The 26,470-nt window shown below is 59.4% G+C and carries 22 protein-coding genes and 4 tRNA genes; 21 read left to right on the plus strand and 5 right to left on the minus strand.

Going from position 1 to position 26,470, the window contains the following annotated elements:
* The first annotated feature begins 3 nt into the window (after positions 1-3).
* Positions 4-79 (plus strand) — tRNA-Thr (locus tag LAC81_RS05420).
* A 424-nt stretch (positions 80-503) separates the two neighbouring features.
* Entirely contained in the window at positions 504-1,025 is a 522-nt protein-coding gene (locus LAC81_RS05425) for a hypothetical protein (protein ID WP_223727020.1), read from the plus strand.
* A gap of 496 nt (positions 1,026-1,521) precedes the next feature.
* Here the strand turns inward: LAC81_RS05425 and LAC81_RS05430 are convergent, their stop codons facing one another.
* The gene (locus tag LAC81_RS05430; protein WP_223727021.1) at positions 1,522-2,463 is read right to left on the minus strand and encodes a LysR family transcriptional regulator; all 942 of its coding nucleotides are present in this window, start codon (positions 2,461-2,463) and stop codon (positions 1,522-1,524) included.
* Positions 2,464-2,600: 137 nt separating this feature from the next.
* On the opposite strand from LAC81_RS05430, the gene LAC81_RS05435 reads away from it, so the two are divergent.
* Positions 2,601-3,221: an FMN-dependent NADH-azoreductase gene (locus LAC81_RS05435; protein ID WP_223727022.1), complete on the plus strand. Its 621-nt coding sequence runs from the start codon at positions 2,601-2,603 to the stop codon at positions 3,219-3,221.
* A gap of 130 nt (positions 3,222-3,351) precedes the next feature.
* Positions 3,352-3,645 (plus strand): hypothetical protein, encoded by a 294-nt coding sequence (locus tag LAC81_RS05440; protein ID WP_223727767.1) that lies wholly within the window; start codon positions 3,352-3,354, stop codon positions 3,643-3,645.
* Here the strand turns inward: LAC81_RS05440 and LAC81_RS05445 are convergent.
* On the minus strand, positions 3,635-4,348 hold the full coding sequence (locus LAC81_RS05445) for an AprI/Inh family metalloprotease inhibitor (RefSeq protein WP_223727023.1): 714 nt from the start codon (positions 4,346-4,348) through the stop codon (positions 3,635-3,637). The genes LAC81_RS05440 and LAC81_RS05445 overlap by 11 nt on opposite strands.
* A 143-nt stretch (positions 4,349-4,491) precedes the next feature.
* Positions 4,492-5,367: a TrmH family RNA methyltransferase gene (locus LAC81_RS05450; RefSeq protein WP_223727024.1), complete on the minus strand. Its 876-nt coding sequence runs from the start codon at positions 5,365-5,367 to the stop codon at positions 4,492-4,494.
* Between the two features lie 217 nt (positions 5,368-5,584).
* Between LAC81_RS05450 and LAC81_RS05455 the strand changes: the two genes are divergently transcribed.
* From LAC81_RS05455 to tuf (LAC81_RS05465), 3 genes are all read left to right on the plus strand, one after another.
* A tRNA-Tyr gene (locus tag LAC81_RS05455) sits at positions 5,585-5,669 on the plus strand.
* A gap of 23 nt (positions 5,670-5,692) precedes the next feature.
* Positions 5,693-5,766, plus strand: a tRNA-Gly gene (locus tag LAC81_RS05460).
* A gap of 272 nt (positions 5,767-6,038) precedes the next feature.
* On the plus strand, positions 6,039-7,214 hold the full coding sequence (tuf, locus tag LAC81_RS05465) for an elongation factor Tu (RefSeq protein WP_034795467.1): 1,176 nt from the start codon (positions 6,039-6,041) through the stop codon (positions 7,212-7,214).
* Positions 7,215-7,371: 157 nt separating this feature from the next.
* Here the strand turns inward: tuf (LAC81_RS05465) and LAC81_RS05470 are convergent, their stop codons facing one another.
* Positions 7,372-7,767 (minus strand): GrpB family protein, encoded by a 396-nt coding sequence (locus tag LAC81_RS05470; protein WP_223727025.1) that lies wholly within the window; start codon positions 7,765-7,767, stop codon positions 7,372-7,374.
* A gap of 252 nt (positions 7,768-8,019) precedes the next feature.
* Between LAC81_RS05470 and LAC81_RS05475 the strand changes: the two genes are divergently transcribed.
* The 9 genes from LAC81_RS05475 (at position 8,020) to rpoC (ending at position 20,463) form a co-directional block, all read left to right on the plus strand.
* Positions 8,020-8,095 (plus strand) — tRNA-Trp (locus LAC81_RS05475).
* Between the two features lie 196 nt (positions 8,096-8,291).
* Positions 8,292-8,492, plus strand: coding sequence for a preprotein translocase subunit SecE (gene secE / locus LAC81_RS05480; RefSeq protein WP_113541259.1), 201 nt, complete (start codon positions 8,292-8,294; stop codon positions 8,490-8,492).
* A 16-nt stretch (positions 8,493-8,508) separates the two neighbouring features.
* Positions 8,509-9,039 carry a transcription termination/antitermination protein NusG gene (nusG, locus tag LAC81_RS05485; RefSeq protein ID WP_034795476.1) on the plus strand — a complete coding sequence of 177 codons (531 nt, stop codon included), beginning with the start codon at positions 8,509-8,511 and terminating at the stop codon, positions 9,037-9,039.
* 208 nt (positions 9,040-9,247) lie between these two features.
* A complete protein-coding gene (rplK, locus tag LAC81_RS05490; RefSeq protein WP_043626293.1) occupies positions 9,248-9,679 on the plus strand; it encodes a 50S ribosomal protein L11 in 432 nt (143 codons plus the stop codon).
* A gap of 4 nt (positions 9,680-9,683) precedes the next feature.
* Complete coding sequence (gene rplA / locus LAC81_RS05495) at positions 9,684-10,382, plus strand: 50S ribosomal protein L1 (protein WP_043626296.1); 699 nt, start codon at positions 9,684-9,686, stop codon at positions 10,380-10,382.
* A 330-nt stretch (positions 10,383-10,712) separates the two neighbouring features.
* Positions 10,713-11,231 carry a 50S ribosomal protein L10 gene (gene rplJ, locus LAC81_RS05500; RefSeq protein WP_104668466.1) on the plus strand — a complete coding sequence of 173 codons (519 nt, stop codon included), beginning with the start codon at positions 10,713-10,715 and terminating at the stop codon, positions 11,229-11,231.
* A 58-nt stretch (positions 11,232-11,289) separates the two neighbouring features.
* A complete protein-coding gene (gene rplL, locus LAC81_RS05505) occupies positions 11,290-11,667 on the plus strand; it encodes a 50S ribosomal protein L7/L12 (protein WP_034795489.1) in 378 nt (125 codons plus the stop codon).
* A 267-nt stretch (positions 11,668-11,934) separates the two neighbouring features.
* Complete coding sequence (gene rpoB, locus LAC81_RS05510) at positions 11,935-16,074, plus strand: DNA-directed RNA polymerase subunit beta (protein ID WP_223727026.1); 4,140 nt, start codon at positions 11,935-11,937, stop codon at positions 16,072-16,074.
* A gap of 183 nt (positions 16,075-16,257) precedes the next feature.
* Complete coding sequence (rpoC, locus tag LAC81_RS05515) at positions 16,258-20,463, plus strand: DNA-directed RNA polymerase subunit beta' (protein WP_113541262.1); 4,206 nt, start codon at positions 16,258-16,260, stop codon at positions 20,461-20,463.
* Between the two features lie 125 nt (positions 20,464-20,588).
* Here the strand turns inward: rpoC and LAC81_RS05520 are convergent, their stop codons facing one another.
* Entirely contained in the window at positions 20,589-20,885 is a 297-nt protein-coding gene (locus tag LAC81_RS05520; protein WP_223727027.1) for a transcriptional regulator, read from the minus strand.
* 563 nt (positions 20,886-21,448) lie between these two features.
* Between LAC81_RS05520 and rpsL the strand changes: the two genes are divergently transcribed.
* The 5 genes from rpsL to rpsJ all read left to right on the plus strand — a co-directional run bounded on the left by rpsL (position 21,449) and on the right by rpsJ (position 26,377).
* Positions 21,449-21,820: a 30S ribosomal protein S12 gene (rpsL, locus tag LAC81_RS05525; protein ID WP_003507760.1), complete on the plus strand. Its 372-nt coding sequence runs from the start codon at positions 21,449-21,451 to the stop codon at positions 21,818-21,820.
* A gap of 77 nt (positions 21,821-21,897) precedes the next feature.
* Complete coding sequence (gene rpsG, locus LAC81_RS05530) at positions 21,898-22,368, plus strand: 30S ribosomal protein S7 (RefSeq protein WP_113541264.1); 471 nt, start codon at positions 21,898-21,900, stop codon at positions 22,366-22,368.
* A gap of 33 nt (positions 22,369-22,401) precedes the next feature.
* Positions 22,402-24,501, plus strand: coding sequence for an elongation factor G (gene fusA / locus LAC81_RS05535; protein WP_223727028.1), 2,100 nt, complete (start codon positions 22,402-22,404; stop codon positions 24,499-24,501).
* Between the two features lie 71 nt (positions 24,502-24,572).
* Positions 24,573-25,748, plus strand: a complete 1,176-nt coding sequence (gene tuf / locus LAC81_RS05540) for an elongation factor Tu (protein ID WP_034795467.1) — start codon at positions 24,573-24,575, stop codon at positions 25,746-25,748.
* Positions 25,749-26,068: 320 nt separating this feature from the next.
* Positions 26,069-26,377 carry a 30S ribosomal protein S10 gene (rpsJ, locus tag LAC81_RS05545; protein ID WP_003507767.1) on the plus strand — a complete coding sequence of 103 codons (309 nt, stop codon included), beginning with the start codon at positions 26,069-26,071 and terminating at the stop codon, positions 26,375-26,377.
* The last annotated feature ends 93 nt before the right edge of the window (positions 26,378-26,470 follow it).

Here is a 26,470-nt window from a genome sequence, read left to right on the forward strand (position 1 = left end):
AGTGCCCTTATAGCTCAGTTGGTAGAGCGGCTGATTTGTAATCAGTAGGTCGGGAGTTCGAGTCTCTCTGGGGGCACCATCGACCAAATACTCCCTGCTTAAATCTCTCATTTTTAGAAATCTCGACCGGATCACGATCTGAGGTGAGAGAACTACACCCGTCTATTTTTTGCCGGTGTCTCCTGTGCAGCAGTCAACTGCGCCGTGCGAGGATCACCATGAAAACAGGCGTGCCGGCCAGAGCGCCGACAATGGAGAACAACGGGCCGTAGATCAGCGCGCTGAGTGGAAACATCGAAGCACATTCTCCGATACCATCCGTTAGGCAATTGTACGATCCGCCCTCGAAGATGCCATAGACGGGCAGAAACAAACCCGCGACGATCAGGCTGACAAGGATTGCTGAGACCGCAGAGACGATCAGGGTTCCAAGAGTTCTCATAGTTTTGGGATATAGAGAATTGCCGGTCCGGCCAACGTCGATTGTTGTTCGAGACCCGTGAGTGCAGCATGAAGCTTTCCGTATTGGTTTCTTCCAAAGGTCTACTGTCATCAAGCGCTTCCATTCAGGGGCACGTAAAATCACCTCGGCCATGTGTGCGCTGCTGGCGGCGACCGGACGCGCCGTCGTATTGCTTTACAGCCTTGTCGCGCTCGCGGCAGGCTCAGCCGATGCGCAGGAGGCATCCGCTTGGGCTGAGGTGATCTCAGGCGCCACCCATGTTCCGGGCGTGGGGCAGATCCGGTACTCGGTTGGATACAGCAGCGTCGGGTATGATCACTTTCGTTCGGAGATCTTCGTTCAATGGCGCGATGGCGCCGGTCGGACGCAAACCATCTACGACGGCATTTACGACAGTCCGCCCGCCAAGGTCTGGGGAGTTCAAGGCCATCTCTGCGTTTCGATGCAGACTTGCGCGCGATATGAAGACGTCTGCACGACGCAGGTGATAGCCTATCGGTATGATGCGGTGGCGAAGGTTTTTGCCGAACTCGAGAACGGTGGCACGCGCTGCCACCATTAGACCCCGCCCTTGACACCGGCCACTACCGTCCTTCTAGGCGTTGACAAAACGCGTTCGATACCTTCGTCAGATCTTGATTGAACCCGTGTCTGAGCTCAGTTTCGGCTCACTGCAGGGAGAGGGGAACATGCCGGCTACCAGCTTGAATATCGGCGCCGTCTTTGTTCCGGTGTCGGACGTCGAGCGAGTCAATGGATGGTATGCGCGCTTGCTTCAGGTCGATGCGCCGGAAACGCTTTGCGGCCATCTCGCGGTTTTTCCCAGAGGGGCGGCGCACGGCTGGTTCTCGACGGCAAGATCTTTGCTTCCGGCTCGCGGCGGGACGCGCCGCTCTTTCACTTCGACACACAAGACGTGGCGGCCGCATACAGCTAGGCGACCAGCCTCGGTGTCGAGATCGTCACGTCGGTGCAATTCGAGCAATGGTTCACGATCCGCGACCCCGACGGTAATGTCTTGATGATTTGCCGGTACTGGGCAGCACGAGATAGAGACGTCAGATGTCGAAGGAGGGGGCCATCCGCACCGGAACCTCCCGGCATTTCTGCAAGGCGTTGAGAAGGTTTTCGGCGAGATAGTCGATCAGCGCCCGGGTTGCCGGAAGCATGCCCTGGCGGGACGGGAAGACGAGGTGGACAACGACGTCGTTGGAGGTCCATTCCGGCAACACCGGTGCCAGCACGCCCGCACGGAAGGCACGCTCGCAGATATGGTCCGGCAAGAGCGCCACGCCCATGCCTTCGATCGCGGCGCGTTCCAGGATTATGAAGTCGCTGCAGCCGATAATCGGACGATGGGAAATTTCCGTGGTGTTGCCATCGATCGAGACCAGCCGCCAGACATCGGTCGGGTGCTGCTCGTTCATCGACAGCGTTGCCTGCTGGCTGAGGTTGTCGATCGTGATCTCGCCTGAGCGCGCAAGAAACGTCGGGCTCGCCGCGAGCCGTTCGCGCACTTCCCCGAACTTGCGGATGATGAGCTGATTGTCGGTGTCGAGCTGTCCGCGGGCGCGAAGCGCCACATCGACCCGCTCTTCGATCAGGTCGATGCGGCGGTTGGTGGCCGTAATCAGCAGTCGGACGCCGGGATAGCGCCGATGAAACGCCGGAAGGATGTCCGCGAGCATCGGGGTGAACCCGAGCGGGCAGGCGAGCCTCACCGTGCCCGAGGGTTCCGCCCGCACGGCGGCGATCTCGGCTTCTGCTGCGGCGACACCGTCGAGCAGCCCCTGGCAGTGTTCGTAGAACACCCGGCCAATGTCGGTGACGCGCAGCTTGCGGGTCGAGCGTTCCAGCAGCCGCACGCCGAGTTGCTCCTCAAGGCGCGCAACATGTTTGCTGAGTTTGGATTTGGGTATATTGAGGTCCCGTGCGGCAGCGCTGAAGCCGTTGTTTCGCACGACGGCGGCAAAAAGCCCGAGGTCGTTTAGATCCTGCATTGTCCTGTCTCCGAAGTGCGGATGTTGACCATGATTGTTTCCGTCTGGAAACAGTATGTCAAATATCCGCTGGCTTATCGGGTCATTGTTTTCCCCTCATATGTGGATCACCGCAACGCACACACAAAGGTGTTCCCATGAATGTTCTTCACATCGACTCCGGTATCCTTGGTGATCACTCGGTTTCTCGTCGCCTGACGGCGGCACTTGCCGCGCAGGTCAAGGCTGATCGCACGGATGCCACGGTGACCTACCGTGACCTCGCCGACAGCTCGCTTCCGCATCTGACCGGTGCGCAGATCATGGCTCCCGCCGATCTCGCAGGCGTGGACGCCGACCTTGCCGCCGACGTCAAGCTTGGCCGCGACATGCTCGAAGAATTCCTCGCAGCCGACACGATCATCATCGGTGCGCCGATGTACAACTTCGGCATTCCTAGCCAGTTGAAGGTCTGGATCGACCGCATCGCCGTGTCCGGCAAGACTTTCCGCTACACCGAGAATGGTCCGGAAGGCCTGGCAAAGGGCAAGAAGATCATCGTCGCCTCGACCCGCGGCGGCCACTACTCGGCCGGTCCGGCTGCCGTCATGGACCATCAGGAATCCTACCTGAAGACGGTCTTCGGCTTCCTCGGCGTCACCGATGTCGAATTCGTCCGCGCCGAGGGCCTCAACCTCAGCGCCGACTCCAAGCAGTTCGCGATCGCCGAAGCTGAAAAGACGATTGCCGAAGGCAACGTCCTTCGCCTGGCGAGCTAATATATAGGTTCAGCGGGTCACCGAGGTGATCCGGTGGAGGGGCTTAGGCCCTGCGTGCGGACGGTGCCGGTTGCAAACGCAGCCGGCATTGTCCGTTTTCGATTGTGACGATCTGCTTTATAATGCGTTCATGAAGAGCGGGCGCACGATCCCCTGGGGCAAGACCGCTGCGGTGGCCTTTCTGGTCGCCGCCGAAGCCGCGCTCGCGGCGCCACCGGATCACGGCTGCACCTGCCGCAACCGCGATGGCTCGAAATATGAGCTGGGGCAGGTCGCATGCTTGCGCGTCGACGGCAATGCCTACCTCGCGCGCTGCGAAATGAATCTCAACGTCACCACCTGGAAGAAATTGCGCGACGGCTGCCCGACGGCTGCCGGGATGAGTGTACCCCTGGGCCATCAGCTGCAATCGGTCAGTTTCTGATGAGGAGCAGCGGCTTGCCGCCCTCGTTCCGATCTTTCTGGAAGCCGGTGGGCGTGGCGGTGAAGGCGAGTGAACTGCCGTCTTCGCCGAGCAGGGTTAAACCTAGGCCGTTTGCTGACCAGTTCTTCAATTTCAACTGTCTGACAGCGCCGTCGCAAGGTTTTTCCAGTGACAGGGCAAAATTGCCGTTTCCATCGCTTGTCCCCGTGAAGCTTACCCGGCAGACGGAAGTACCGTCCGGTCGTTTCATCTGCCATGTGCCGTTCATGTTTGCAGGCGCTGGCAGACGCGAAATGCCGTCTACCGCCGGCACGAGTGCCAGTTGCGGTCCGGTCTCGGCGTTGGTCAGGAGGGGGGATCCCTCGCTCTCTTCAAACCGGGCATGGACTTTCCGCAGGACGTCGATCAGCAGCAGGCCTCCGCTCCCATCGAAGTTCCAGGCGACGACGTCCGCAAGGGGCGGCAGGTTTTTGGTGCAGCCCTCGGCTCCGGCGACGGCGTAACCGCCAATCGCCTCATCGGCGGTGAGCGTCAGCCTGCATCCTTCGGAACCATCGAGCGGGGCGACGAGATAGTCGCCCGTCTGCGCCGCGATGATGGCCGGGTCGATGTCACCGGCGGCAAAGGCGGTGTTTGTCCCCAGACAGAGTGCACCCAAAACCAGCAGCCGATACATAGGAATGCGTGACACAACTGCGACCATGAAAGCACTCCGATCCCAACGAGGCGGAGATTTCCACAGGCTCAATTTCGCGTCAATGTGTTGGCCTTCGATGCCAGTTTCGGCTCTGTAGGAGATGCGACCGCCCCCCTTGGCACACGGGCGGGCGGCAGCGTCTGGAGATCTTAGCGGTTCAGGAACTGGCGCGCCGCGTACATGGCGATCGCCGCCGCGTTTGACACGTTCAGCGATTTGATCGCGCCCGGCATGTCGAGGCGGGCAAGGTCCGTCACGATCGAACGGGTCTTTTGCCGGAGCCCCTTGCCCTCGGAACCGAGGACCAGCGCGATCTTCTCGCCGCTGAACGTCCCCTCCAACGGCTGCGGTCCTTCCGAATCAAGGCCGATCGTCTGGAAGCCCAGCCGGTGCAGTTCTTCGATGGCGTCGGCAAGATTGGTGATCTGGATATAGGGGATCATTTCCAGCGCACCGGAGGCGGACTTGGCGAGCACGCCCGATTCGGTTGGGCTGTGGCGCATGGTGGTGATCAACGCGCCAGCGTCGAAGGCAACGGCCGAGCGCATGATGGCGCCGACATTGTGTGGATCGGTCACCTGGTCGAGAACCAGAATCAGCGGGCAATCACGAAGCGCTTCGAGCCTGCGATGTGGCAGGGGACGCGTTTCGAGCATGACGCCCTGGTGGATCGCATCGGGACCGAGGATCTTGTCGAGCTCCTGCGGCGTCACTGTTTCGACCGGGAAGGGAAGGGCCGAGAGTTCGCCGATCTCGAGCCTTGCGGCCGCGTTCGGGGTCACGCTGAGGCGAACGATCTGGCGCGCCGGATTGTCCAACGCGGCGCGGACCGTGTGCAGGCCGTAAAGCAGAACCTGCTCCGGCGCGAGCTGTGGCGCCTTCCAGTCGGCCGGCGCCTTGCGGCGCTTCTCCTGTTTCGGTGTTGGGATTTCGCCACGTTCCCGCTTGGCGTCGCGGTGAGCGCGCCTCAGGTTGGCGTAATGGGTGTCTTTGGCGCTCTTGTCGCCGGTGCGATCTTTGCTCATTGGCGTCTTATAGAGAGGTTGCACGCGGGGCGAAACGGTTTTCAGCGTGGGGTCGTTTTTTGCGGCTGTGGAGAAATTCAGAAATTTTCCATCGACCTGTGTTGACAGGACGAAACGGGGCAGTCATATACCCGGCCACAGATCGAGAGCGGCAACGACAAGTCGCTGGTTGTCTCGCGATCTCAATTGCTTGGTCGAAAGATCCCGACAGAATAATGGAGGGATGCCCGAGTGGTTAAAGGGGACGGACTGTAAATCCGTTGGCTCAGCCTACGTTGGTTCAAATCCAACTCCCTCCACCATTCTGCTTCTGGATCGAAGGCCCGCGGGTATAGCTCAATGGTAGAGCAGCAGCCTTCCAAGCTGAATACGCGGGTTCGATTCCCGCTACCCGCTCCAGCAGCGGCCAGCCTTTTTCTCACATTGACCCATCGCTTCAATGTTTCGTCGTAAGCCATTGTTTGTCTTGCGCACCCGGTGATTCGCGATTCGCGGATACCGTCTCTTGTGGCGGTGCTTCGGCATTCCTACATAACGACAGGAAAAGGCCGTCTGCGACCGGTCCAGGCGTACGCAATTAAGTCTTGCGCAAATCCCCTGAAACCCTTAAACGGCTCCACAAACCGGCCCTGCCGGCTGATCATTCATACTTGACCACAGGAAACGTACCCATGGCAAAGAGCAAATTTGAGCGCAACAAGCCGCACGTTAACATTGGCACGATTGGCCACGTTGACCATGGCAAGACGTCGCTGACCGCAGCGATCACGAAGTACTTCGGCGAGTTCAAGGCGTATGACCAGATCGACGCTGCGCCGGAAGAAAAGGCCCGTGGTATCACCATTTCGACGGCGCACGTTGAGTATGAGACGCCGAACCGTCACTACGCTCACGTTGACTGCCCCGGCCACGCCGACTACGTCAAGAACATGATCACCGGTGCTGCGCAGATGGACGGCGCGATCCTGGTTTGCTCGGCTGCTGACGGCCCGATGCCGCAGACCCGCGAGCACATCCTGCTTGCTCGTCAGGTTGGCGTTCCGGCCATCGTCGTGTTCCTCAACAAGGTCGACCAGGTTGACGACGCCGAGCTTCTCGAGCTCGTCGAGCTGGAAGTTCGCGAACTTCTGTCGTCCTACGAATTCCCCGGCGACGACATTCCGATCATCAAGGGCTCGGCGCTTGCTGCTCTGGAAGACTCGGACAAGAAGATCGGCGAAGACGCGATCCGCGAGCTGATGGCTGCTGTTGACGCCTACATCCCGACGCCTGAGCGTCCGATCGACCAGCCGTTCCTGATGCCGATCGAAGACGTGTTCTCGATCTCGGGCCGTGGTACGGTTGTGACCGGTCGCGTTGAGCGCGGCATCGTCAAGGTCGGCGAAGAAGTTGAAATCGTCGGCATCCGCGACACGTCGAAGACGACGGTCACGGGCGTTGAAATGTTCCGCAAGCTGCTCGACCAGGGCCAGGCCGGCGACAACATCGGCGCGCTGATCCGCGGTGTTAACCGTGACGGCGTTGAGCGTGGTCAGATCCTGTGCAAGCCGGGTTCGGTCAAGCCGCACAAGAAGTTCATGGCTGAAGCCTACATCCTGACGAAGGAAGAAGGCGGCCGTCATACGCCGTTCTTCACCAACTACCGTCCGCAGTTCTACTTCCGCACGACGGACGTAACGGGCATCGTTACGCTTCCGGAAGGCACGGAAATGGTCATGCCGGGCGACAACGTCACGGTTGCTGTCGAGCTGATCGTTCCGATCGCGATGGAAGAAAAGCTGCGCTTCGCGATCCGCGAAGGCGGCCGTACCGTCGGCGCAGGCATTGTTGCCTCCATCGTCGAGTAATCTGCTGATTAAAAGTCAGTAGGAAGGCCCCGCCGGCGACGGCGGGGCCTTTTTCGTTGGGCACGTCGCCAGCACCGCGTTGTCGAAGGCGCGCTTGCCGCCAACGTAAGAATCCCAATCGCTGCCGGCTTCCGTGGCGTGCCGTCTTTTCAACGCCTCATATTGCGCGGCATAGTCCGGCCTTTCCCGCAGCGGTCCCGGAAGAGCAGGTGATCCGCATGGGCGGCGTTGTCGTCACCGCAGAGTAGAGCCGCGTGCCATAGGGAAGCGTCGTTGCCGTCGTAAACGTCCACAGGTCGCTTGCGTGTGGGGCGCCGTGAAAGGTGAAGCCTGCGTCCCGGAGGCGAGCACTGAGCTCAGGCGGCGCCCCTAAGGCCACCATGACCGCATCGATATCGATCTTCGGCTTTGCTGCCAGTCCCGGTATCGCCGTGCTGCCGATTTCGTGGACCTCGCGGACGAAAGGCGAGGGCAGGGCGGTGATGGAAAGCGCCCGCTCCTCAAAGAGTGAAGGCAAGAAGGGATCATATTCGACCAGCGTGATGCACGACATGCGAGTCGATTCCGGTAAGGGGGCATCAGGCAGGATAGCGTATGCCCGCAGCGCTGCGACCATTTCAGAGTGGCGAGGCAATGACTTGCCCTCTTTATGGCGCGCTCCGGCCGGCAGGTCAGGGGATAGATGCAATTGAATGCGGATTTTTTCGGATCGGCGTTGAAAGGTGCTTGTCATCCTCCGGCAAACTGAATATGAAGCCGCTGACTTGAGGCGGCGACACGTTGTTGAACGAGGACGCAACCGAATAGGGGTATAGCTCAGTTGGTAGAGCGGCGGTCTCCAAAACCGCAGGTCGGGGGTTCGAGCCCCTCTGCCCCTGCCATTCTTCTCAGGCTTCAAAAAAACTGAGGGTTCGGCAAAATAAGCTTAAGGACCGGTTATGCGGTCGACGAAATTCACAGAAAAGACTGATTGGCTCTTGTAGTTTTTAGAATCGGTCTTTATGTAGGGTCCAAACAGACACGCGGTGCGTGGGGCTGAATCATCGGCTTTACGCGCCGTAATGGCGTGAGCATTACATGGCATCCAAAACGAATCCGGTAACGTTTCTGCAGCAGGTTCGCTCTGAGACGTCGAAAGTGACTTGGCCTTCCCGGCGCGAGACGATGATCTCGACGCTGATGGTTTTTGTCATGGTCTTTTTTGCCGCCGCCTTCTTCTTTGCTGCGGACCAGTTGATGGGTTGGCTGATCGGCCTCATCCTCAACGTTGGCGCTTGATTGGGTGGAGGGTAGCATGGCTGCGCGCTGGTATATTGTTCACGCCTATTCGAACTTCGAAAAGAAGGTCGCCGAATCGATCGAGGAAAAGGCCAAGCAGAAGGGTCTCGAGCATTTGTTCGAGAAGATTCTCGTGCCGACCGAGAAGGTTGTCGAAGTGCGTCGTGGCCGTAAGGTCGACGCCGAGCGCAAGTTCTTCCCGGGCTACGTTCTGGTTCGCGCCAATCTGACGGATGAGGCTTTCCACCTCATCAAGAACACGCCGAAGGTGACCGGTTTCCTTGGTACCGACAGCAAGCCGGTTCCGATTCCGGACCATGAAGCCGAGCGCATCCTCGGTCAGGTCCAGGATGGCGTCGAGCGTCCGAAGCCTTCGGTCTCGTTCGAGATCGGCGAGCAGGTTCGCGTTTCTGATGGTCCGTTCGCCTCGTTCAACGGCGTCGTTCAGGATGTCGACGAAGAGCGTTCGCGCCTCAAGGTCGAGGTTTCGATCTTCGGTCGCGCAACCCCGGTCGAGTTGGAATACGGTCAGGTCGAGAAGGTCTGATAAGGCCTTAGAAGGATAGGGTGGGTTTCGGCCCATTCTGGCGGAGAAATCCGCATGCGCGTGGAAGGATGCCGGCCTTAGCCGGGTCGGATGTTCCGCACCACGCAACCGCAGCCGCCGATCCCAGTGATCGGCACAAGCCGGGCAACCGGCGCAATTGATCCTCGGTGCGATCCGTCGCAAGGGGATTTCAGAAAGGCAGAGAGAAATGGCTAAGAAAGTTGCAGGCCAGCTCAAGCTGCAGGTGAAGGCTGGGTCGGCCAATCCGTCCCCGCCGATCGGTCCTGCGCTCGGTCAGCGTGGCATTAACATCATGGAATTCTGCAAGGCGTTCAATGCCGCCACGCAGGAAATGGAAAAGGGTATGCCGATCCCGGTCGTCATCACCTATTACCAGGACAAGTCCTTCACCTTCGTCATGAAGCAGCCGCCGGTCAGCTACTTCCTGAAGAAGGAAGCAAAGATCCAGTCCGGTTCGAAGACCCCCGGTAAGGGCGGTTCGGCCGGCAAGCTCACCAAGGCTCAGATCAAGTCGATCGCCGAAGCCAAGATGAAGGATCTCAATGCTGCCGATATCGAAGGCGCAATGGCCATGATCGAGGGCTCTGCCCGCGCTATGGGCCTGGAAGTGGTAGGCTAAGACCATGGCGAAGATTGCAAAGCGAGTACAGAAGTCCCGCGAGGGCGTTGATCCGACGAAGATCTACGGCCTCACCGAAGCGGTCTCGATGGTCAAGGAACGCGCGACTGCCAAGTTCGACGAAACCATCGAAGTTGCGATGAACCTCGGCGTTGACCCGCGCCACGCCGACCAGATGGTCCGCGGCGTTGTCAACCTGCCGAACGGCACCGGCCGCTCGGTTCGCGTAGCCGTTTTCGCACGTGGCGCCAAGGCTGACGAAGCCAAGGCTGCTGGTGCTGACGTCGTTGGCGCAGAAGAGCTCGTCGAAATCGTCCAGGGCGGCAAGATCGATTTCGATCGCTGCATTGCGACCCCGGACATGATGCCGCTCGTCGGCCGTCTCGGTAAGGTTCTCGGCCCGCGCGGCATGATGCCGAACCCGAAGGTCGGCACGGTTACGATGGATGTCGCTGGTGCCGTTAAGGCTTCCAAGGGCGGCGCCGTTGAATTCCGTGTCGAGAAGGCCGGTATCGTTCACGCCGGCATCGGCAAGGCGTCCTTCGACGCCAAGGCACTGGAAGAAAATATCCGTGCTTTCGCTGACGCCGTGGTCAAGGCGAAGCCGACGGGTGCCAAGGGTAACTACGTCAAGCGCGTCGCGATTTCGTCGACCATGGGCCCGGGTCTCAAGATCGACCCCGCCACGCTCAGCGTCGCCTAATGAATTTCGGGCTTCGGCCCGAGACTGAATTCCCGGCCTTTCGGGGCCGGGAATCCGGACGTCAAATCCGGAACTCCTGTCCGAGATTGCGGGTGGTTTTACCTTAATCACTTCGGCCTGCATGAGACGGGTAAGATCTGAATTTCACTACGGCGCCGGAGGCGTCGAAATTCGGTTCGAACCTCGCTTGCCTTGTGTCAGACCCGGCTCTTCCGGGAACGCCAAGGGACAGGATCCTTAAGCGTTATCAGGGATCGAGCTCGATCTCGGGTGACAAAGGCAAACCCGATGGGGCTGCATTATTGCAACCCTGTCTACTGGAGACAGACAGTGGAAAGAGCGGAAAAACGCGAATTCGTCACGGAGCTGAACGAAGTCTTCAAGGCTTCCGGTTCGGTTGTCGTGGCCCACTATGCTGGTGTCACAGTTGCGCAGATGAACGACTTCCGTTCGAAGATGCGCGCTGCTGGGGGCACCGTCAAAGTCGCGAAAAACCGCCTGGCCAAGATCGCTCTTCAGGGCACCGAGTCGGAAGGGATGAGCAATCTCTTCAAGGGTCAGACGCTGATCGCATACAGCGAAGACCCGATCACGGCTCCTAAGGTTGTCATGGATTTCGCCAAGACCAACGACAAGCTCGTTGTTCTCGGTGGCGCCATGGGGACGACCACGCTCAACGCCGAAGCAGTCAAGTCGCTCGCGACCCTGCCTTCGCTCGACGAGCTGCGCGCAAAGCTGCTGGGCCTTCTCAATGCCCCGGCAACCCGCGTCGCAACGGTTGTTCAGGCACCGGCAAGCCAGCTTGCTCGCGTGTTCTCGGCCTATGCCAAGAAGGACGAAGCCGCCTAAGGCGGATTTTCGCTGTTGTATTTAAAACCAGTTCGAACCGAACAAAAGGAAAAGTAAAATGGCTGATCTCGCAAAGATCGTTGAAGACCTCTCCTCGCTGACCGTTCTGGAAGCTGCTGAGCTTTCCAAGCTGCTCGAAGAGAAGTGGGGCGTTTCGGCTGCTGCTCCGGTAGCTGTCGCTGCTGCTGGCGGTGCTGCTGCTCCGGCTGCTGCCGAAGAAGAAAAGACCGAGTTTGACGTTATCCTCGTTGACGCTGGCGCCAACAAGATCAACGTCATCAAGGAAGTTCGCGGCATCACCGGCCTCGGCCTCAAGGAAGCCAAGGACCTGGTCGAAGGCGCTCCGAAGCCGGTTAAGGAAGCAGTTTCCAAGGCTGAAGCTGCTGACCTCAAGAAGAAGCTCGAAGACGCTGGCGCCAAGGTTGACGTCAAGTAATTCGGCTACATGCAAGGGGAGGTGGCCTTTTCAGGCCGCCTCTCTTTGACCGTTTTTAGAACATATTACCCAAAAGCCTGTCGAAAAACGGCTTTTGGGTAATGGGTTCTTCAAGAGGATGGTCTCGAACGGAAGGCAGCACAGCAATCCGCGCTGAGCGTTTTCCGTTAGCTGGACGAGATTGAACTACTCATTGATTGACGGGGTCGACTGGCCATCGGTTCCCGTCCGTTGCAGGCCCGGATGCAAGATTGACAAGGAGCGACGATGGCTCAGACCCTTTCGTTTAACGGTCGCAGGCGCGTACGCAAGTTTTTTGGTAAAATTCCAGAAGTCGCAGAAATGCCGAACCTCATCGAGGTTCAGAAGGCATCCTACGACCAGTTTCTGATGGTTGAAGAGCCCAAGGGCGGTCGCCCTGATGAAGGGCTCCAAGCTGTTTTCAAGTCCGTTTTCCCGATCAAGGATTTCTCGGGCGCATCGATGCTGGAATTCGTTTCGTATGAATTCGAGCCGCCGAAGTTCGACGTCGAAGAATGCCGTCAGCGCGATCTGACCTACGCAGCGCCGCTCAAGGTGACGCTGCGTCTGATCGTGTTCGATATTGACGAGGATACCGGCGCGAAGTCGATCAAGGACATCAAGGAACAGAACGTCTACATGGGCGACATGCCGCTCATGACCGACAACGGTACCTTCATCGTCAACGGTACCGAGCGCGTCATCGTTTCGCAGATGCACCGCTCGCCGGGCGTGTTCTTCGACCACGACAAGGGCAAGAGCCATTCGTCGGGCAAGCTGCTCTTTGCAGCCCGCGTCATTCCTTACCGTGGTTCCTGGCTCGACATCGAGTTTGACGCCAAGGACATCGTGCACGCCCGTATCGACCGTCGCCGCAAGATTCCGGTGTCGTCGCTTCTGATGGCGCTCGGCATGGACGGCGAGGAAATCCTCGACACCTTCTACACGAAGTCGCTCTACCAGCGCGACGGCGAAGGCTGGCGCGTGCCGTTCCAGCCGGATGCCCTGAAGGGTCAGAAGGCCATCACCGAGATGGTTGACGCCGATACCGGCGAAGTCGTCGTAGAGGCCGGCAAGAAGCTGACCCCGCGTCTGCTTCGTCAGCTGCAGGACAAGGGCCTGAAGGCGCTCAAGGCGACCAACGACGACCTCTACGGCAACTATCTCGCCGAAGACGTTGTCAACTTCGCCACCGGCGAGATCTACCTCGAAGCCGGCGACGAGATCGACGAAAAGACGCTTCCGCTCATTCTCTCGGCTGGTTTTGACGAGATTCCGGTTCTCGACATCGACCACATCAATGTCGGCGCCTATATCCGCAACACGCTTGCTGCCGATAAGAACGAGAACCGCCAGGACGCCCTGTTCGACATCTACCGGGTCATGCGCCCGGGTGAGCCGCCGACCATGGATTCCGCGGAAGCCATGTTCAACACGCTGTTCTTCGATGCCGAGCGCTACGACCTTTCGGCCGTTGGTCGCGTCAAGATGAACATGCGCCTCGACCTCGAAGTCGCTGACACCGTGCGCATCCTGCGCAAGGAAGACATCCTGGCTGTCGTCAAGATGCTCGTCGAGCTGCGCGACGGCAAGGGTGAGATCGACGACATCGACAACCTCGGCAACCGCCGTGTTCGTTCTGTCGGCGAACTCATGGAAAACCAGTACCGTCTCGGACTGCTGCGCATGGAGCGCGCGATCAAGGAACGTATGTCCTCGATCGAGATCGACACGGTCATGCCGCAGGATCTCATCAACGCGAAGCCGGCAGCTGCCGCCGTTCGCGAGTTCTTCGGCTCCTCGCAGCTGTCGCAGTTCATGGACCAGGTGAACCCGCTTTCGGAAATCACCCACAAGCGCCGTCTCTCGGCTCTTGGGCCGGGTGGTCTGACCCGCGAGCGTGCTGGCTTCGAAGTCCGCGACGTTCACCCGACCCACTACGGCCGCATTTGCCCGATCGAAACGCCGGAAGGCCCGAACATCGGTCTGATCAACTCGCTTGCAACCTTCGCCCGCGTCAACAAGTACGGCTTCATCGAGAGCCCGTACCGCAAGATCGTCGACGGCAAGGTGACGAACGACGTCGTCTATCTCTCGGCGATGGAAGAAGCAAAGTACCATGTGGCGCAGGCAAACTCGACGTTGAACGAAGACAACTCGTTCTCTGAAGAGTTCGTCGTTTGCCGTCACTCCGGCGAAGTTATGCTGGCGCCGCGCGACAACATCAACCTGATGGACGTTTCGCCGAAGCAGCTCGTTTCGGTCGCGGCCGCGCTCATCCCGTTCCTCGAGAACGACGACGCCAACCGCGCACTGATGGGCTCGAACATGCAGCGTCAGGCCGTGCCGCTGCTGCGCGCCGAAGCTCCCTTTGTCGGTACCGGCATGGAGCCGGTCGTTGCCCGCGACTCCGGCGCTGCGATTGCAGCCCGTCGTGGCGGTGTCGTCGACCAGGTTGATGCGACCCGTATCGTTATCCGCGCCACCGAAGACCTCGATCCGTCGAAGTCGGGCGTCGATATCTATCGTCTGCAGAAGTTCCAGCGTTCGAACCAGAACACCTGCGTCAACCAGCGCCCGCTGGTGACCGTCGGTGACATCCTGAACAAGGGCGACATCATCGCTGACGGTCCGTCGACCGACCTCGGTGACCTGGCTCTCGGCCGCAACGCGCTCGTCGCGTTCATGCCCTGGAACGGCTACAACTACGAAGACTCGATCCTGCTCTCCGAGCGGATCGTGCGCGACGACGTGTTCACCTCCATTCACATCGAAGAATTCGAAGTGATGGCGCGTGACACCAAGCTTGGTCCGGAAGAAATCACCCGCGACATTCCGAACGTTTCGGAAGAAGCGCTGCGCAACCTCGACGAAGCCGGTATCGTTTATATCGGTGCTGAGGTTCAGCCGGGTGACATCCTCGTCGGCAAGATCACGCCGAAGGGCGAAAGCCCGATGACACCGGAAGAAAAGCTTCTGCGCGCCATCTTCGGTGAAAAGGCCTCCGACGTTCGCGACACCTCGATGCGCATGCCTCCGGGCACCTTCGGTACTGTCGTCGAGGTTCGCGTCTTCAACCGCCACGGCGTTGAGAAGGACGAGCGCGCGATGGCAATCGAGCGCGAGGAAATCGAACGCCTCGCCAAGGACCGCGACGACGAGCAGGCGATCCTCGATCGTAACGTCTACGCACGTCTCGTCGACATGCTGCGTGGCCACACGGCCGTTGCCGGCCCGAAGGGCTTCAAGAAGGGCACCGAGCTTTCGAACCTCGTCGTCAGCGAATACCCCCGCTCGCAGTGGTGGATGTTCGCCGTCGAAGACGAAAAGGCTCAGGGCGAAATCGAAGCTCTGCGTGCCCAGTACGACGAATCCAAGTCGCGCCTCGAACAGCGCTTCATGGATAAGGTCGAGAAGGTCCAGCGCGGCGACGAAATGCCTCCGGGCGTTATGAAGATGGTCAAGGTCTTCGTCGCTGTTAAGCGCAAGATCCAGCCGGGCGACAAGATGGCCGGCCGTCACGGCAACAAGGGTGTCGTGTCGCGTATCGTGCCGATCGAAGACATGCCGTTCCTTGAAGACGGCACGCATGTCGACGTCGTTCTGAACCCGCTCGGCGTGCCTTCGCGCATGAACGTCGGCCAGATCCTCGAAACCCATCTTGGCTGGGCTTGCGCCGGCATGGGCAAGAAGATCGGTGCGATGCTCGATGCCTACAAGGCGGGTGCCGATATCCAGCCGCTGCGCGACACCATCGACAGCGTCATCGGGTCGGGCCCGAAGGGTGAGCCGATCAAGCAATACGACGATGAATCGATCGTACGGCTTGCCGAGCAGACCCGTCGCGGCGTGTCGATCGCAACGCCGGTCTTCGACGGTGCTGTCGAAGCCGACGTCAACGAAATGCTGGAGCAGGCAGGTCTGAAGGTGACCGGTCAGTCGACGCTTTATGATGGCCGTACTGGTGATCAGTTCGACCGTCAGGTAACCGTGGGCTACATCTACATGCTGAAGCTCAACCACCTCGTCGACGACAAGATCCACGCTCGTTCGATCGGTCCGTACTCGCTCGTCACCCAGCAGCCGCTGGGCGGTAAGGCGCAGTTCGGCGGTCAGCGCTTCGGGGAAATGGAAGTCTGGGCGCTGGAAGCGTACGGCGCAGCCTACACCCTGCAGGAAATGCTGACGGTCAAGTCGGACGACGTTGCGGGTCGTACCAAGGTCTACGAAGCGATCGTCCGTGGCGACGACACCTTCGAGGCGGGCATTCCGGAGAGCTTCAACGTTCTCGTCAAGGAAATGCGCTCGTTGGGCCTCTCGGTCGAACTCGAAAACTCGAAGGTCGACGAAGCTGGCGCGACGCAACTGCCGGACGCAGCCGAGTAAGACGATCCATGGTGCGTGCCGCGATGCGGCGCGCACCGTTTCCGCCTGAAGACGCTGGCGTCTTCGGCAGGAACAGAGCCGCAGCCAATGCGGTTTTAGCTGTTTATGGGGCAGGGGCCGGCGCCCGGGATTTGTCGGCACCCTCGCCAAGCTCAGGGCGTAAAGCCCGTAAAGGAGACAGGCATGAACCAAGAGGTCATGAATCTTTTCAATCCGCAGGTGCCTGCACAGACTTTCGATTCCATCCGGATTTCGATCGCCTCGCCGGAGAAGATTCTTTCCTGGTCTTACGGTGAGATCAAGAAGCCGGAGACGATCAACTACCGCACGTTCAAGCCGGAACGCGACGGTCTGTTCTGCGCGCGCATCTTTGGCCCGATCAAGGACTACGAGTGCCTGTGCGGCAAGTACAAGCGCATGAAGTACAAGGGCATCATCTGCGAAAAGTGCGGCGTGGAAGTCACGTTGTCGCGCGTTCGCCGTGAGCGCATGGGCCACATCGAGCTCGCCGCTCCCGTTGCCCACATCTGGTTCCTGAAGTCGCTGCCGAGCCGCATTTCGACGCTGCTCGACATGACGCTGAAGGATGTCGAGCGCGTTCTGTACTTCGAAAACTACATCGTCACCGAGCCTGGTCTGACGTCGCTGAAGGAAAACCAGCTCCTCAGCGAAGAAGACTACATGCTCGCCGTCGATGAGTTCGGCGAAGATCAGTTCACCGCGATGATCGGTGCTGAAGCGATCTATGAAATGCTCGCTTCGATGAATCTCGAAAAGATCGCCGGCGATCTGCGTGCGGAACTGGCCGAGACGACCTCGGATCTGAAGCAGAAGAAGCTGATGAAGCGGCTGAAGATCGTCGAGAACTTCATGGAGTCCGGCAACCGTCCGGAATGGATGATCATGAAGGTCGTTCCGGTGATCCCGCCGGATCTGCGTCCGCTCGTCCCGCTCGACGGTGGCCGTTTCGCGACGTCGGATCTGAACGATCTCTATCGCCGCGTCATCAACCGTAACAACCGTCTGAAGCGCCTGATCGAACTGCGCGCTCCGGGCATCATCATCCGCAACGAAAAGCGTATGCTGCAGGAATCTGTGGACGCGCTGTTCGATAACGGCCGTCGTGGCCGCGTCATCACCGGCGCCAACAAGCGCCCGCTGAAGTCGCTGTCCGACATGCTCAAGGGCAAGCAGGGCCGCTTCCGTCAGAACCTGCTCGGCAAGCGCGTCGACTATTCCGGCCGCTCGGTCATCGTGACCGGTCCGGAACTGAAGCTGCACCAGTGCGGTCTTCCGAAGAAGATGGCGCTCGAGCTGTTCAAGCCGTTCATCTACGCCCGCCTCGACGCCAAGGGTTACTCCTCGACCGTCAAGCAGGCCAAGAAGCTCGTCGAAAAGGAAAAGCCGGAAGTCTGGGACATCCTCGACGAGGTTATCCGCGAGCATCCGGTTCTGTTGAACCGCGCACCGACGCTGCACCGCCTGGGCATCCAGGCCTTCGAACCGACCCTGGTCGAAGGCAAGGCGATCCAGCTGCACCCGCTCGTCTGCACGGCCTTCAACGCCGACTTCGACGGCGACCAGATGGCCGTTCACGTGCCGCTGTCGCTCGAAGCGCAGCTTGAAGCCCGCGTTCTGATGATGTCGACGAACAACATCCTGCACCCGGCAAACGGCGCGCCGATCATCGTTCCGTCGCAGGACATGGTTCTCGGTCTCTACTATCTGTCGATCCTGAACCAGAACGAGCCGGGCGAAGGCATGGCGTTCTCGGACATGGGCGAGCTGCATCACGCGCTCGAAACCAAGGCCGTGACCCTGCACGCCAAGATCCGTGGCCGCTTCAAGACCGTCGACGCCGAGGGCAACCCGGTTTCGAAGATCTACGAAACGACGCCTGGCCGCATGATCATCGGCGAACTGTTGCCGCGCAACGTCAACGTGCCGTTCGAGACCTGCAACCAGGAAATGACCAAGAAGAACATCTCCAAGATGATCGACACGGTCTACCGTCACTGCGGTCAGAAAGACACGGTCATCTTCTGCGACCGCATCATGCAGCTCGGCTTTGCCCATGCCTGCCGCGCCGGCATTTCGTTCGGCAAGGACGACATGGTCATTCCGGACACCAAGGTGAAGATCGTCGGTGATACTGAAGCGCTCGTGAAGGAATACGAGCAGCAGTACAATGACGGCCTCATCACCCAGGGCGAAAAGTACAACAAGGTTGTCGACGCCTGGGGCAAGGCGACCGAGAAGGTCGCCGACGAAATGATGGCCCGCATTAAGGCTGTAGAGTTCGACGACAACGGCCGTCAGAAGCCGATGAACTCGATCTACATGATGTCGCACTCCGGCGCCCGTGGTTCTCCTAACCAGATGCGTCAGCTGGGCGGCATGCGCGGCCTGATGGCCAAGCCCTCGGGCGAAATCATCGAGACGCCGATCATCTCGAACTTCAAGGAAGGCCTCACCGTTAACGAGTACTTCAACTCGACCCACGGTGCCCGTAAGGGTCTGGCCGACACCGCCTTGAAGACCGCGAACTCGGGTTACCTGACCCGTCGTCTCGTCGACGTGGCGCAGGATTGCATCGTCAACTCCGTCGATTGCGGCACCGAAAACGGCCTTACCATGACGGCGATCGTCGACGCTGGTCAGGTCGTGGCTTCGCTTGGTGCGCGTATCCTTGGTCGTACGGCTCTGGATGACATCGATCACCCGGTCACCGGCGCTCGCCTCGTCGACGCTGGTCGGATGATCCTTGAGCCCGACGTCATCGAGATCGAAAAGGCTGGTATCCAGTCGATCCGTATCCGTTCGGCACTGACCTGCGAAATCCAGACGGGCGTTTGCGGCGTTTGCTACGGCCGCGACCTGGCACGTGGTACGCCGGTCAACATGGGCGAAGCGGTTGGCGTTATCGCTGCACAATCGATTGGTGAACCGGGTACCCAGCTCACCATGCGTACCTTCCACTTGGGCGGTACGGCGACCGTGGTCGACCAGTCGTTCCTGGAAGCGTCCTACGAAGGCACGGTTCAGATCAAGAACCGCAACATGCTGCGCAACTCGGACGGCGTTCTCGTCGCGATGGGCCGTAACATGGCGGTCCAGATCCTGGACGAGCGCGGCGTCGAGCGTTCTTCGCAGCGCGTTGCCTATGGTTCGAAGATCCTCGTCGACGATGGTGACAAGGTGAAGCGCGGTCAGCGTCTCGCCGAGTGGGACCCCTACACCCGTCCGATGATGACGGAAGTGGAAGGTACCGTTCACTTTGAAGACGTCGTCGACGGCATCTCGGTGCTCGAAGCGACCGACGAATCCACCGGCATCACCAAGCGTCAGGTTATCGACTGGCGTTCGACTCCGCGTGGTACGGACCTGAAGCCGGCGATCGTCATCAAGGACAAGAATGGTGCGGTCATGAAGCTGTCGCGTGGTGGTGACGCCCGCTTCATGCTTTCGGTCGACGCCATTCTTTCGGTGGAACCGGGCACGAAGGTTTCCCAGGGTGACGTGCTTGCACGTTCGCCGCTGGAAAGCGCCAAGACCAAGGATATCACCGGTGGTCTGCCGCGCGTTGCCGAACTGTTCGAAGCTCGTCGTCCGAAGGATCACGCCATCATCGCTGAGATCGATGGTACCATCCGCTTCGGCCGCGACTACAAGAACAAGCGTCGCGTTCTGATCGAGCCGGCGGAAGATGGTGTTGAGCCGGTCGAATACCTGATTCCGAAGGGCAAACCCTTCCATCTTCAGGATGGCGACTACATCGAAAAGGGCGACTACATCCTCGACGGCAATCCGGCGCCGCACGACATCCTGGCGATCAAGGGCGTGGAAGCACTTGCTTCCTACCTGGTCAACGAAATCCAGGAAGTCTACCGACTGCAGGGCGTTGTCATCAACGACAAGCACATCGAGGTGATCGTTCGTCAGATGCTGCAGAAGGTGGAAATCACCGATGCTGGCGACTCGACCTACATCGTCGGCGACAATGTCGATCGTATCGAGCTCGAAGATGTCAACGACGGCCTGATCGAACAGGGCAAGAAGCCGGCATACGGCGATCCAGTCCTGCTCGGCATCACCAAGGCCTCGCTGCAGACACCGTCGTTCATCTCGGCAGCGTCGTTCCAGGAAACCACCAAGGTCCTGACCGAAGCGGCGATCGCCGGCAAGACGGACGGACTGCAGGGCCTGAAGGAAAACGTCATCGTCGGCCGTCTGATCCCGGCCGGTACCGGTGGCACGATGACCCAGATCCGTCGCATCGCAACCGCGCGCGACGAAATGATCCTGGAAGAGCGTCGTCGTGGCACGGGCGCGGATGTCGCAACGCCGATGCTCGCCGATCTCGCCAACGAAAACGCAGCAGCCGAATAAGCGAGGAGGGCGGTCTTCGCCCTCTAACCCAACGAAAAAAGCCGTCGAGAGCGATCTCGGCGGCTTTTCCTTTGAGCGGTTATCGTGCGCGGCAATGCCGAGGCGCAGATCTTTTAAACGTGAACTTAGCTGAAACGGATAATTGCCACTTCGCCTTCGAGCGCACCCTGGTAGGCTGAGGCGTGAGGCTCGTCGCTCGGGACTTCGGTCAATGTACCGATCTGGTCCAGGTCAGCCTCGAGAAAACCTTCTTCGGCAAGCGCGTTCAGCGCTTCGCGAACGGCGGTATCGTCGTCGGGCGCCTTGAGCATCACGTGAATGTCCACGCCATCTCCGTCGCCATCGGTCTCGTAGGCCTTGCCGATGATGATGAACACCATCGGTTCGTCCGGGGCATTGTCGTTGTCTGGGGTGACGGCCATTTTGTTTCCTTTCGAATGACTGGCGGACATTAGCGTCCTTTTAAGTCCAGCGCGACGGAAATGCAGTGCCCTTCGAACGCTTCTCCAGGGGGCCGACTCGAAGCCGGTGGAAAACCGCCACAAAGTGGTTGCCGATTCCTTAACCTTGTCGGACACTCCACGTGCTGAAGGGGCAAAGAGGCGGGTGCCGGGCGCGGAACCATGTGCAAAAGCCTTGTTTTGCAGGCATGTCAGGCCTGTGTGCGATAGAATATTTCTTAATTGCCCTTGACTGTTGGCCTTGAAATCAGTACACCCCGCCGCATCGGAGCCCATGTGAGGCTGGCTGGTTCGGAACGTCGCGTTCTGGAGTTCGCCTCAAACAAGGTTCGAAACGCACGCTGACGACAACAATGCTGCACGCATGACGCGCAATATAGTGCGTCCTCTGCTTTATTTGGGGCCATCTGCGGAAAAGCGGATCGGCCCCTGTTTTGCGCATTTCATGAGGCGTTCGACATCGCCGGCGACGGCAACGATCCGCCCGCAAGGGTAACGTGACAAGATTTTGCAAGGATGGGTATATGCCTACCGTAAACCAGCTGATCCGCAAGCCTCGTCAGGCACAGGTAAAGCGCAACAAGGTTCCTGCTCTGCAGGAAAACCCGCAGAAGCGTGGTGTTTGCACCCGCGTTTACACGACGACCCCGAAGAAGCCGAACTCGGCTCTCCGTAAGGTTGCCAAGATTCGCCTGACGAACGGCTTCGAAGTCATCGGCTACATCCCGGGTGAAGGTCACAACCTTCAGGAGCACTCGGTTGTTATGATCCGCGGCGGCCGCGTAAAGGACCTTCCGGGTGTTCGCTACCACATCATCCGTGGCGTTCTCGACACCCAGGGCGTCAAGAACCGCAAGCAGCGCCGTTCGAAGTACGGTGCGAAGCGTCCGAAGTAATTCGGTTTTGAAAATCCTGGCGCTGCGCGAGGTCCTCCGCGTGGTAAAGCGCTGAAACAGTTAAAGAGACGAGAAGTATGTCCCGACGTCACAGAGCAGAAAAGCGTGAGATCAACCCGGATCCGAAGTTCGGTGATCTGGTTGTCACGAAGTTCATGAACGCAATCATGCTGCACGGCAAGAAGTCCGTTGCGGAAAGCATCGTTTACGGCGCGTTCGATGCGGTTCAGGTCAAGCTGAAGCAGGAGCCGATCACCGTATTCCATTCCGCGCTCGACAACATTGCGCCGCACGTTGAAGTGCGTTCGCGCCGCGTCGGTGGTGCTACTTACCAGGTTCCGGTCGATGTTCGTCCGGAGCGTCGCCAGGCCCTCGCCATCCGTTGGCTGATTGCGGCCGCACGCAAGCGTAACGAGACGACCATGGTTGATCGCCTTTGCGGCGAACTCATGGACGCAGCGAACAACCGTGGTAGCGCCGTGAAGAAGCGCGAAGACACGCACAAGATGGCTGATGCCAACCGTGCGTTCTCGCATTATCGCTGGTAATTCTGGCGCGAACGTCTCAAGAGGCAGTCCACTATGGCACGCGAATATAAAATCGAAGACTACCGTAACTTCGGTATCATGGCGCACATCGACGCCGGCAAGACCACGACGACCGAGCGCATCCTTTACTACACCGGCAAGTCCCACAAGATCGGCGAAGTCCACGACGGCGCCGCGACCATGGATTGGATGGAGCAGGAGCAGGAACGCGGCATCACGATCACGTCTGCTGCGACGACCACCTTCTGGAAGGGTCGTGACGGCAAGGCTCGCCGCTTCAACATCATCGACACCCCCGGTCACGTCGACTTCACCATTGAAGTCGAGCGTTCGCTGCGCGTTCTCGACGGCGCCATCGCGCTGCTCGACGCCAACGCCGGTGTTGAGCCGCAGACGGAAACCGTCTGGCGTCAGGCGGAAAAGTACAACGTTCCGCGCATGATCTTCTGCAACAAGATGGACAAGACCGGCGCGGACTTCTACCGCTCGGTCGAGATGATCAAGACCCGCCTGGGCGCGATCGCCGTCGTCATGCAGCTGCCGATCGGCGCTGAAACCGAGTTCAAGGGCGTTATCGACCTCGTCGAGATGAACGCTCTCGTCTGGCGCGACGAATCGCTCGGCGCCCAGTGGGACGTCGTCGAGATCCCGGACGACATGAAGGCGAAGGCTGAAGAATATCGCGAAAAGCTGATCGAGACCGTTGTCGAGATCGACGAAGCTGCGATGGAAGCCTACCTCGAAGGCAACATGCCGTCGAACGACAAGATCCGCGAACTCGTTCGCCGCGGCACCATCGACGTGAAGTTCCACCCGATGTTCTGCGGTACCGCGTTCAAGAACAAGGGTGTTCAGCCGCTGCTCGACGCGGTTGTCGACTACCTGCCGTCGCCGCTCGACATTCCGGCGATCAAGGGTATCGACGCGAAGACCGAAGCTGAAATCGAACGTCACGCTGACGATGCCGAGCCGCTTTCGATGCTCGCGTTCAAGATCATGAACGACCCCTTCGTCGGTTCGCTCACCTTCGCGCGCATCTATTCGGGCAAGCTCGAAAAGGGCTCGTCGGTCATGAACACGGTCAAGGACAAGCGCGAGCGCGTCGGCCGTATGCTGCAGATGCACTCGAACAGCCGTGAAGACATCGAAGAAGCCTTTGCAGGCGACATCGTTGCTCTGGCTGGTCTCAAGGAAACCACCACTGGCGATACGCTCTGCGACCCGTTGAAGCCGGTTATCCTTGAGCGCATGGAATTCCCGGAGCCGGTTATCCAGATCGCGATCGAGCCGAAGTCCAAGGGCGACCAGGAAAAGATGGGCCTCGCGCTCAACCGCCTGGCTGCTGAAGACCCGTCCTTCCGCGTCAAGACTGACCAGGAATCCGGCCAGACGATCATCGCTGGCATGGGCGAACTTCACCTCGACATCATCGTCGACCGTATGCGTCGCGAGTTCAAGGTTGAAGCCAACGTCGGTGCCCCGCAGGTTGCTTACCGCGAAACCATCACGCGTCAGCACGAAGAAGACTACACGCACAAGAAGCAGTCCGGTGGTACCGGTCAGTTCGCGCGCGTCAAGATCGTCTTCGAACCGAACCCGGAAGGCGAAGACTTCAAGTTCGAATCCAAGATCGTCGGTGGTGCTGTTCCGAAGGAATACATCCCGGGCGTTCAGAAGGGTATCGAAAGCGTTCTGTCTTCCGGTCCGCTCGCTGGCTTCCCGATGCTGGGTGTCAAGGCGACGCTCATCGACGGTGCATTCCACGACGTCGACTCGTCGGTTCTGGCCTTCGAAATCGCTTCGCGTGCTTGCTTCCGTGAAGCTGCCAAGAAGGCCGGTGCACAGCTGCTCGAGCCGATGATGAAGGTTGAAGTCGTAACGCCGGAAGACTACGTCGGCGACGTTATCGGCGACCTCAACTCCCGTCGTGGCCAGATCCAGGGCCAGGAATCGCGTGGCGTTGCCGTTGTGATCAACGCAAACGTCCCGCTGGCGAACATGTTCAAGTACGTCGACAACCTGCGGTCCATGTCGCAGGGCCGCGCACAGTACACGATGACCTTCGATCACTACGCGCCGGTCCCGTCGAACGTCGCACAGGAAATCCAGGCAAAGTATTCCGGTCAGAAGTGACCGGAATACCGATACGCTGAACGCAGATAAAAAGTTTTCCCCGCGAGGGGATAGAGAACGGAGAGCCGGAAATGGCAAAGAGCAAATTTGAGCGCAACAAGCCGCACGTTAACATTGGCACGATTGGCCACGTTGACCATGGCAAGACGTCGCTGACCGCAGCGATCACGAAGTACTTCGGCGAGTTCAAGGCGTATGACCAGATCGACGCTGCGCCGGAAGAAAAGGCCCGTGGTATCACCATTTCGACGGCGCACGTTGAGTATGAGACGCCGAACCGTCACTACGCTCACGTTGACTGCCCCGGCCACGCCGACTACGTCAAGAACATGATCACCGGTGCTGCGCAGATGGACGGCGCGATCCTGGTTTGCTCGGCTGCTGACGGCCCGATGCCGCAGACCCGCGAGCACATCCTGCTTGCTCGTCAGGTTGGCGTTCCGGCCATCGTCGTGTTCCTCAACAAGGTCGACCAGGTTGACGACGCCGAGCTTCTCGAGCTCGTCGAGCTGGAAGTTCGCGAACTTCTGTCGTCCTACGAATTCCCCGGCGACGACATTCCGATCATCAAGGGCTCGGCGCTTGCTGCTCTGGAAGACTCGGACAAGAAGATCGGCGAAGACGCGATCCGCGAGCTGATGGCTGCTGTTGACGCCTACATCCCGACGCCTGAGCGTCCGATCGACCAGCCGTTCCTGATGCCGATCGAAGACGTGTTCTCGATCTCGGGCCGTGGTACGGTTGTGACCGGTCGCGTTGAGCGCGGCATCGTCAAGGTCGGCGAAGAAGTTGAAATCGTCGGCATCCGCGACACGTCGAAGACGACGGTCACGGGCGTTGAAATGTTCCGCAAGCTGCTCGACCAGGGCCAGGCCGGCGACAACATCGGCGCGCTGATCCGCGGTGTTAACCGTGACGGCGTTGAGCGTGGTCAGATCCTGTGCAAGCCGGGTTCGGTCAAGCCGCACAAGAAGTTCATGGCTGAAGCCTACATCCTGACGAAGGAAGAAGGCGGCCGTCATACGCCGTTCTTCACCAACTACCGTCCGCAGTTCTACTTCCGCACGACGGACGTAACGGGCATCGTTACGCTTCCGGAAGGCACGGAAATGGTCATGCCGGGCGACAACGTCACGGTTGCCGTCGAGCTGATCGTTCCGATCGCGATGGAAGAAAAGCTGCGCTTCGCGATCCGCGAAGGCGGCCGTACCGTCGGCGCAGGCATCGTTGCCTCCATCGTCGAGTAATCGGCGAGACTGAGGGCGGGAAGACACAAGGCGCATGTGCTATGCGCCTTGGACATACCCGCCCCGAAAGATTTAGTTGGTCGCACGGCTTGCCGAAGACGACGAAATAGTGCAAATGGCGCCCACGCGTGATTTGCACGGTGCTTCGACGTTGTGCGCTCACAAGAAGACAGGCCGGCCACGGCCGCTCAAATAGGAAGGGGCAGGGGAAACCCTGTCCCTCCGATCTTTGAAAAGTTAGCGGACTGGCCGAAATTAAACGAAGTTCACTGCGTGTTTTTCCACGGAAACCGCAAGTAACCTGAACAAGGATAAGTCGTATGAACGGCCAGAACATCCGCATCCGCCTCAAGGCGTTTGATCACCGGATCCTCGACGCCTCGACGCGCGAAATCGTGTCGACGGCAAAGCGTACCGGTGCAAGCGTGCGCGGTCCCGTACCGCTGCCGACGCGCATTGAAAAGTTTACGGTCAACCGCTCGCCGCACGTCGACAAGAAGAGCCGTGAACAGTTCGAAATGCGCACCCACAAGCGCCTTCTCGACATCGTAGACCCGACCCCGCAGACCGTTGACGCGCTGATGAAGCTCGACCTGGCTGCCGGCGTCGACGTGGAAATCAAGCTTTAATAAACAAGGAAGGTACGTGGACCCCTCGGTCCAACGGCTTCCAAAAACGGGCGACCTCAAGATCGGATGATCTCAAGGAAACCTTAAACCAGA

Source organism: Ensifer adhaerens (assembly GCF_020035535.1).
Classification (GTDB): Bacteria; Pseudomonadota; Alphaproteobacteria; order Rhizobiales; family Rhizobiaceae; genus Ensifer.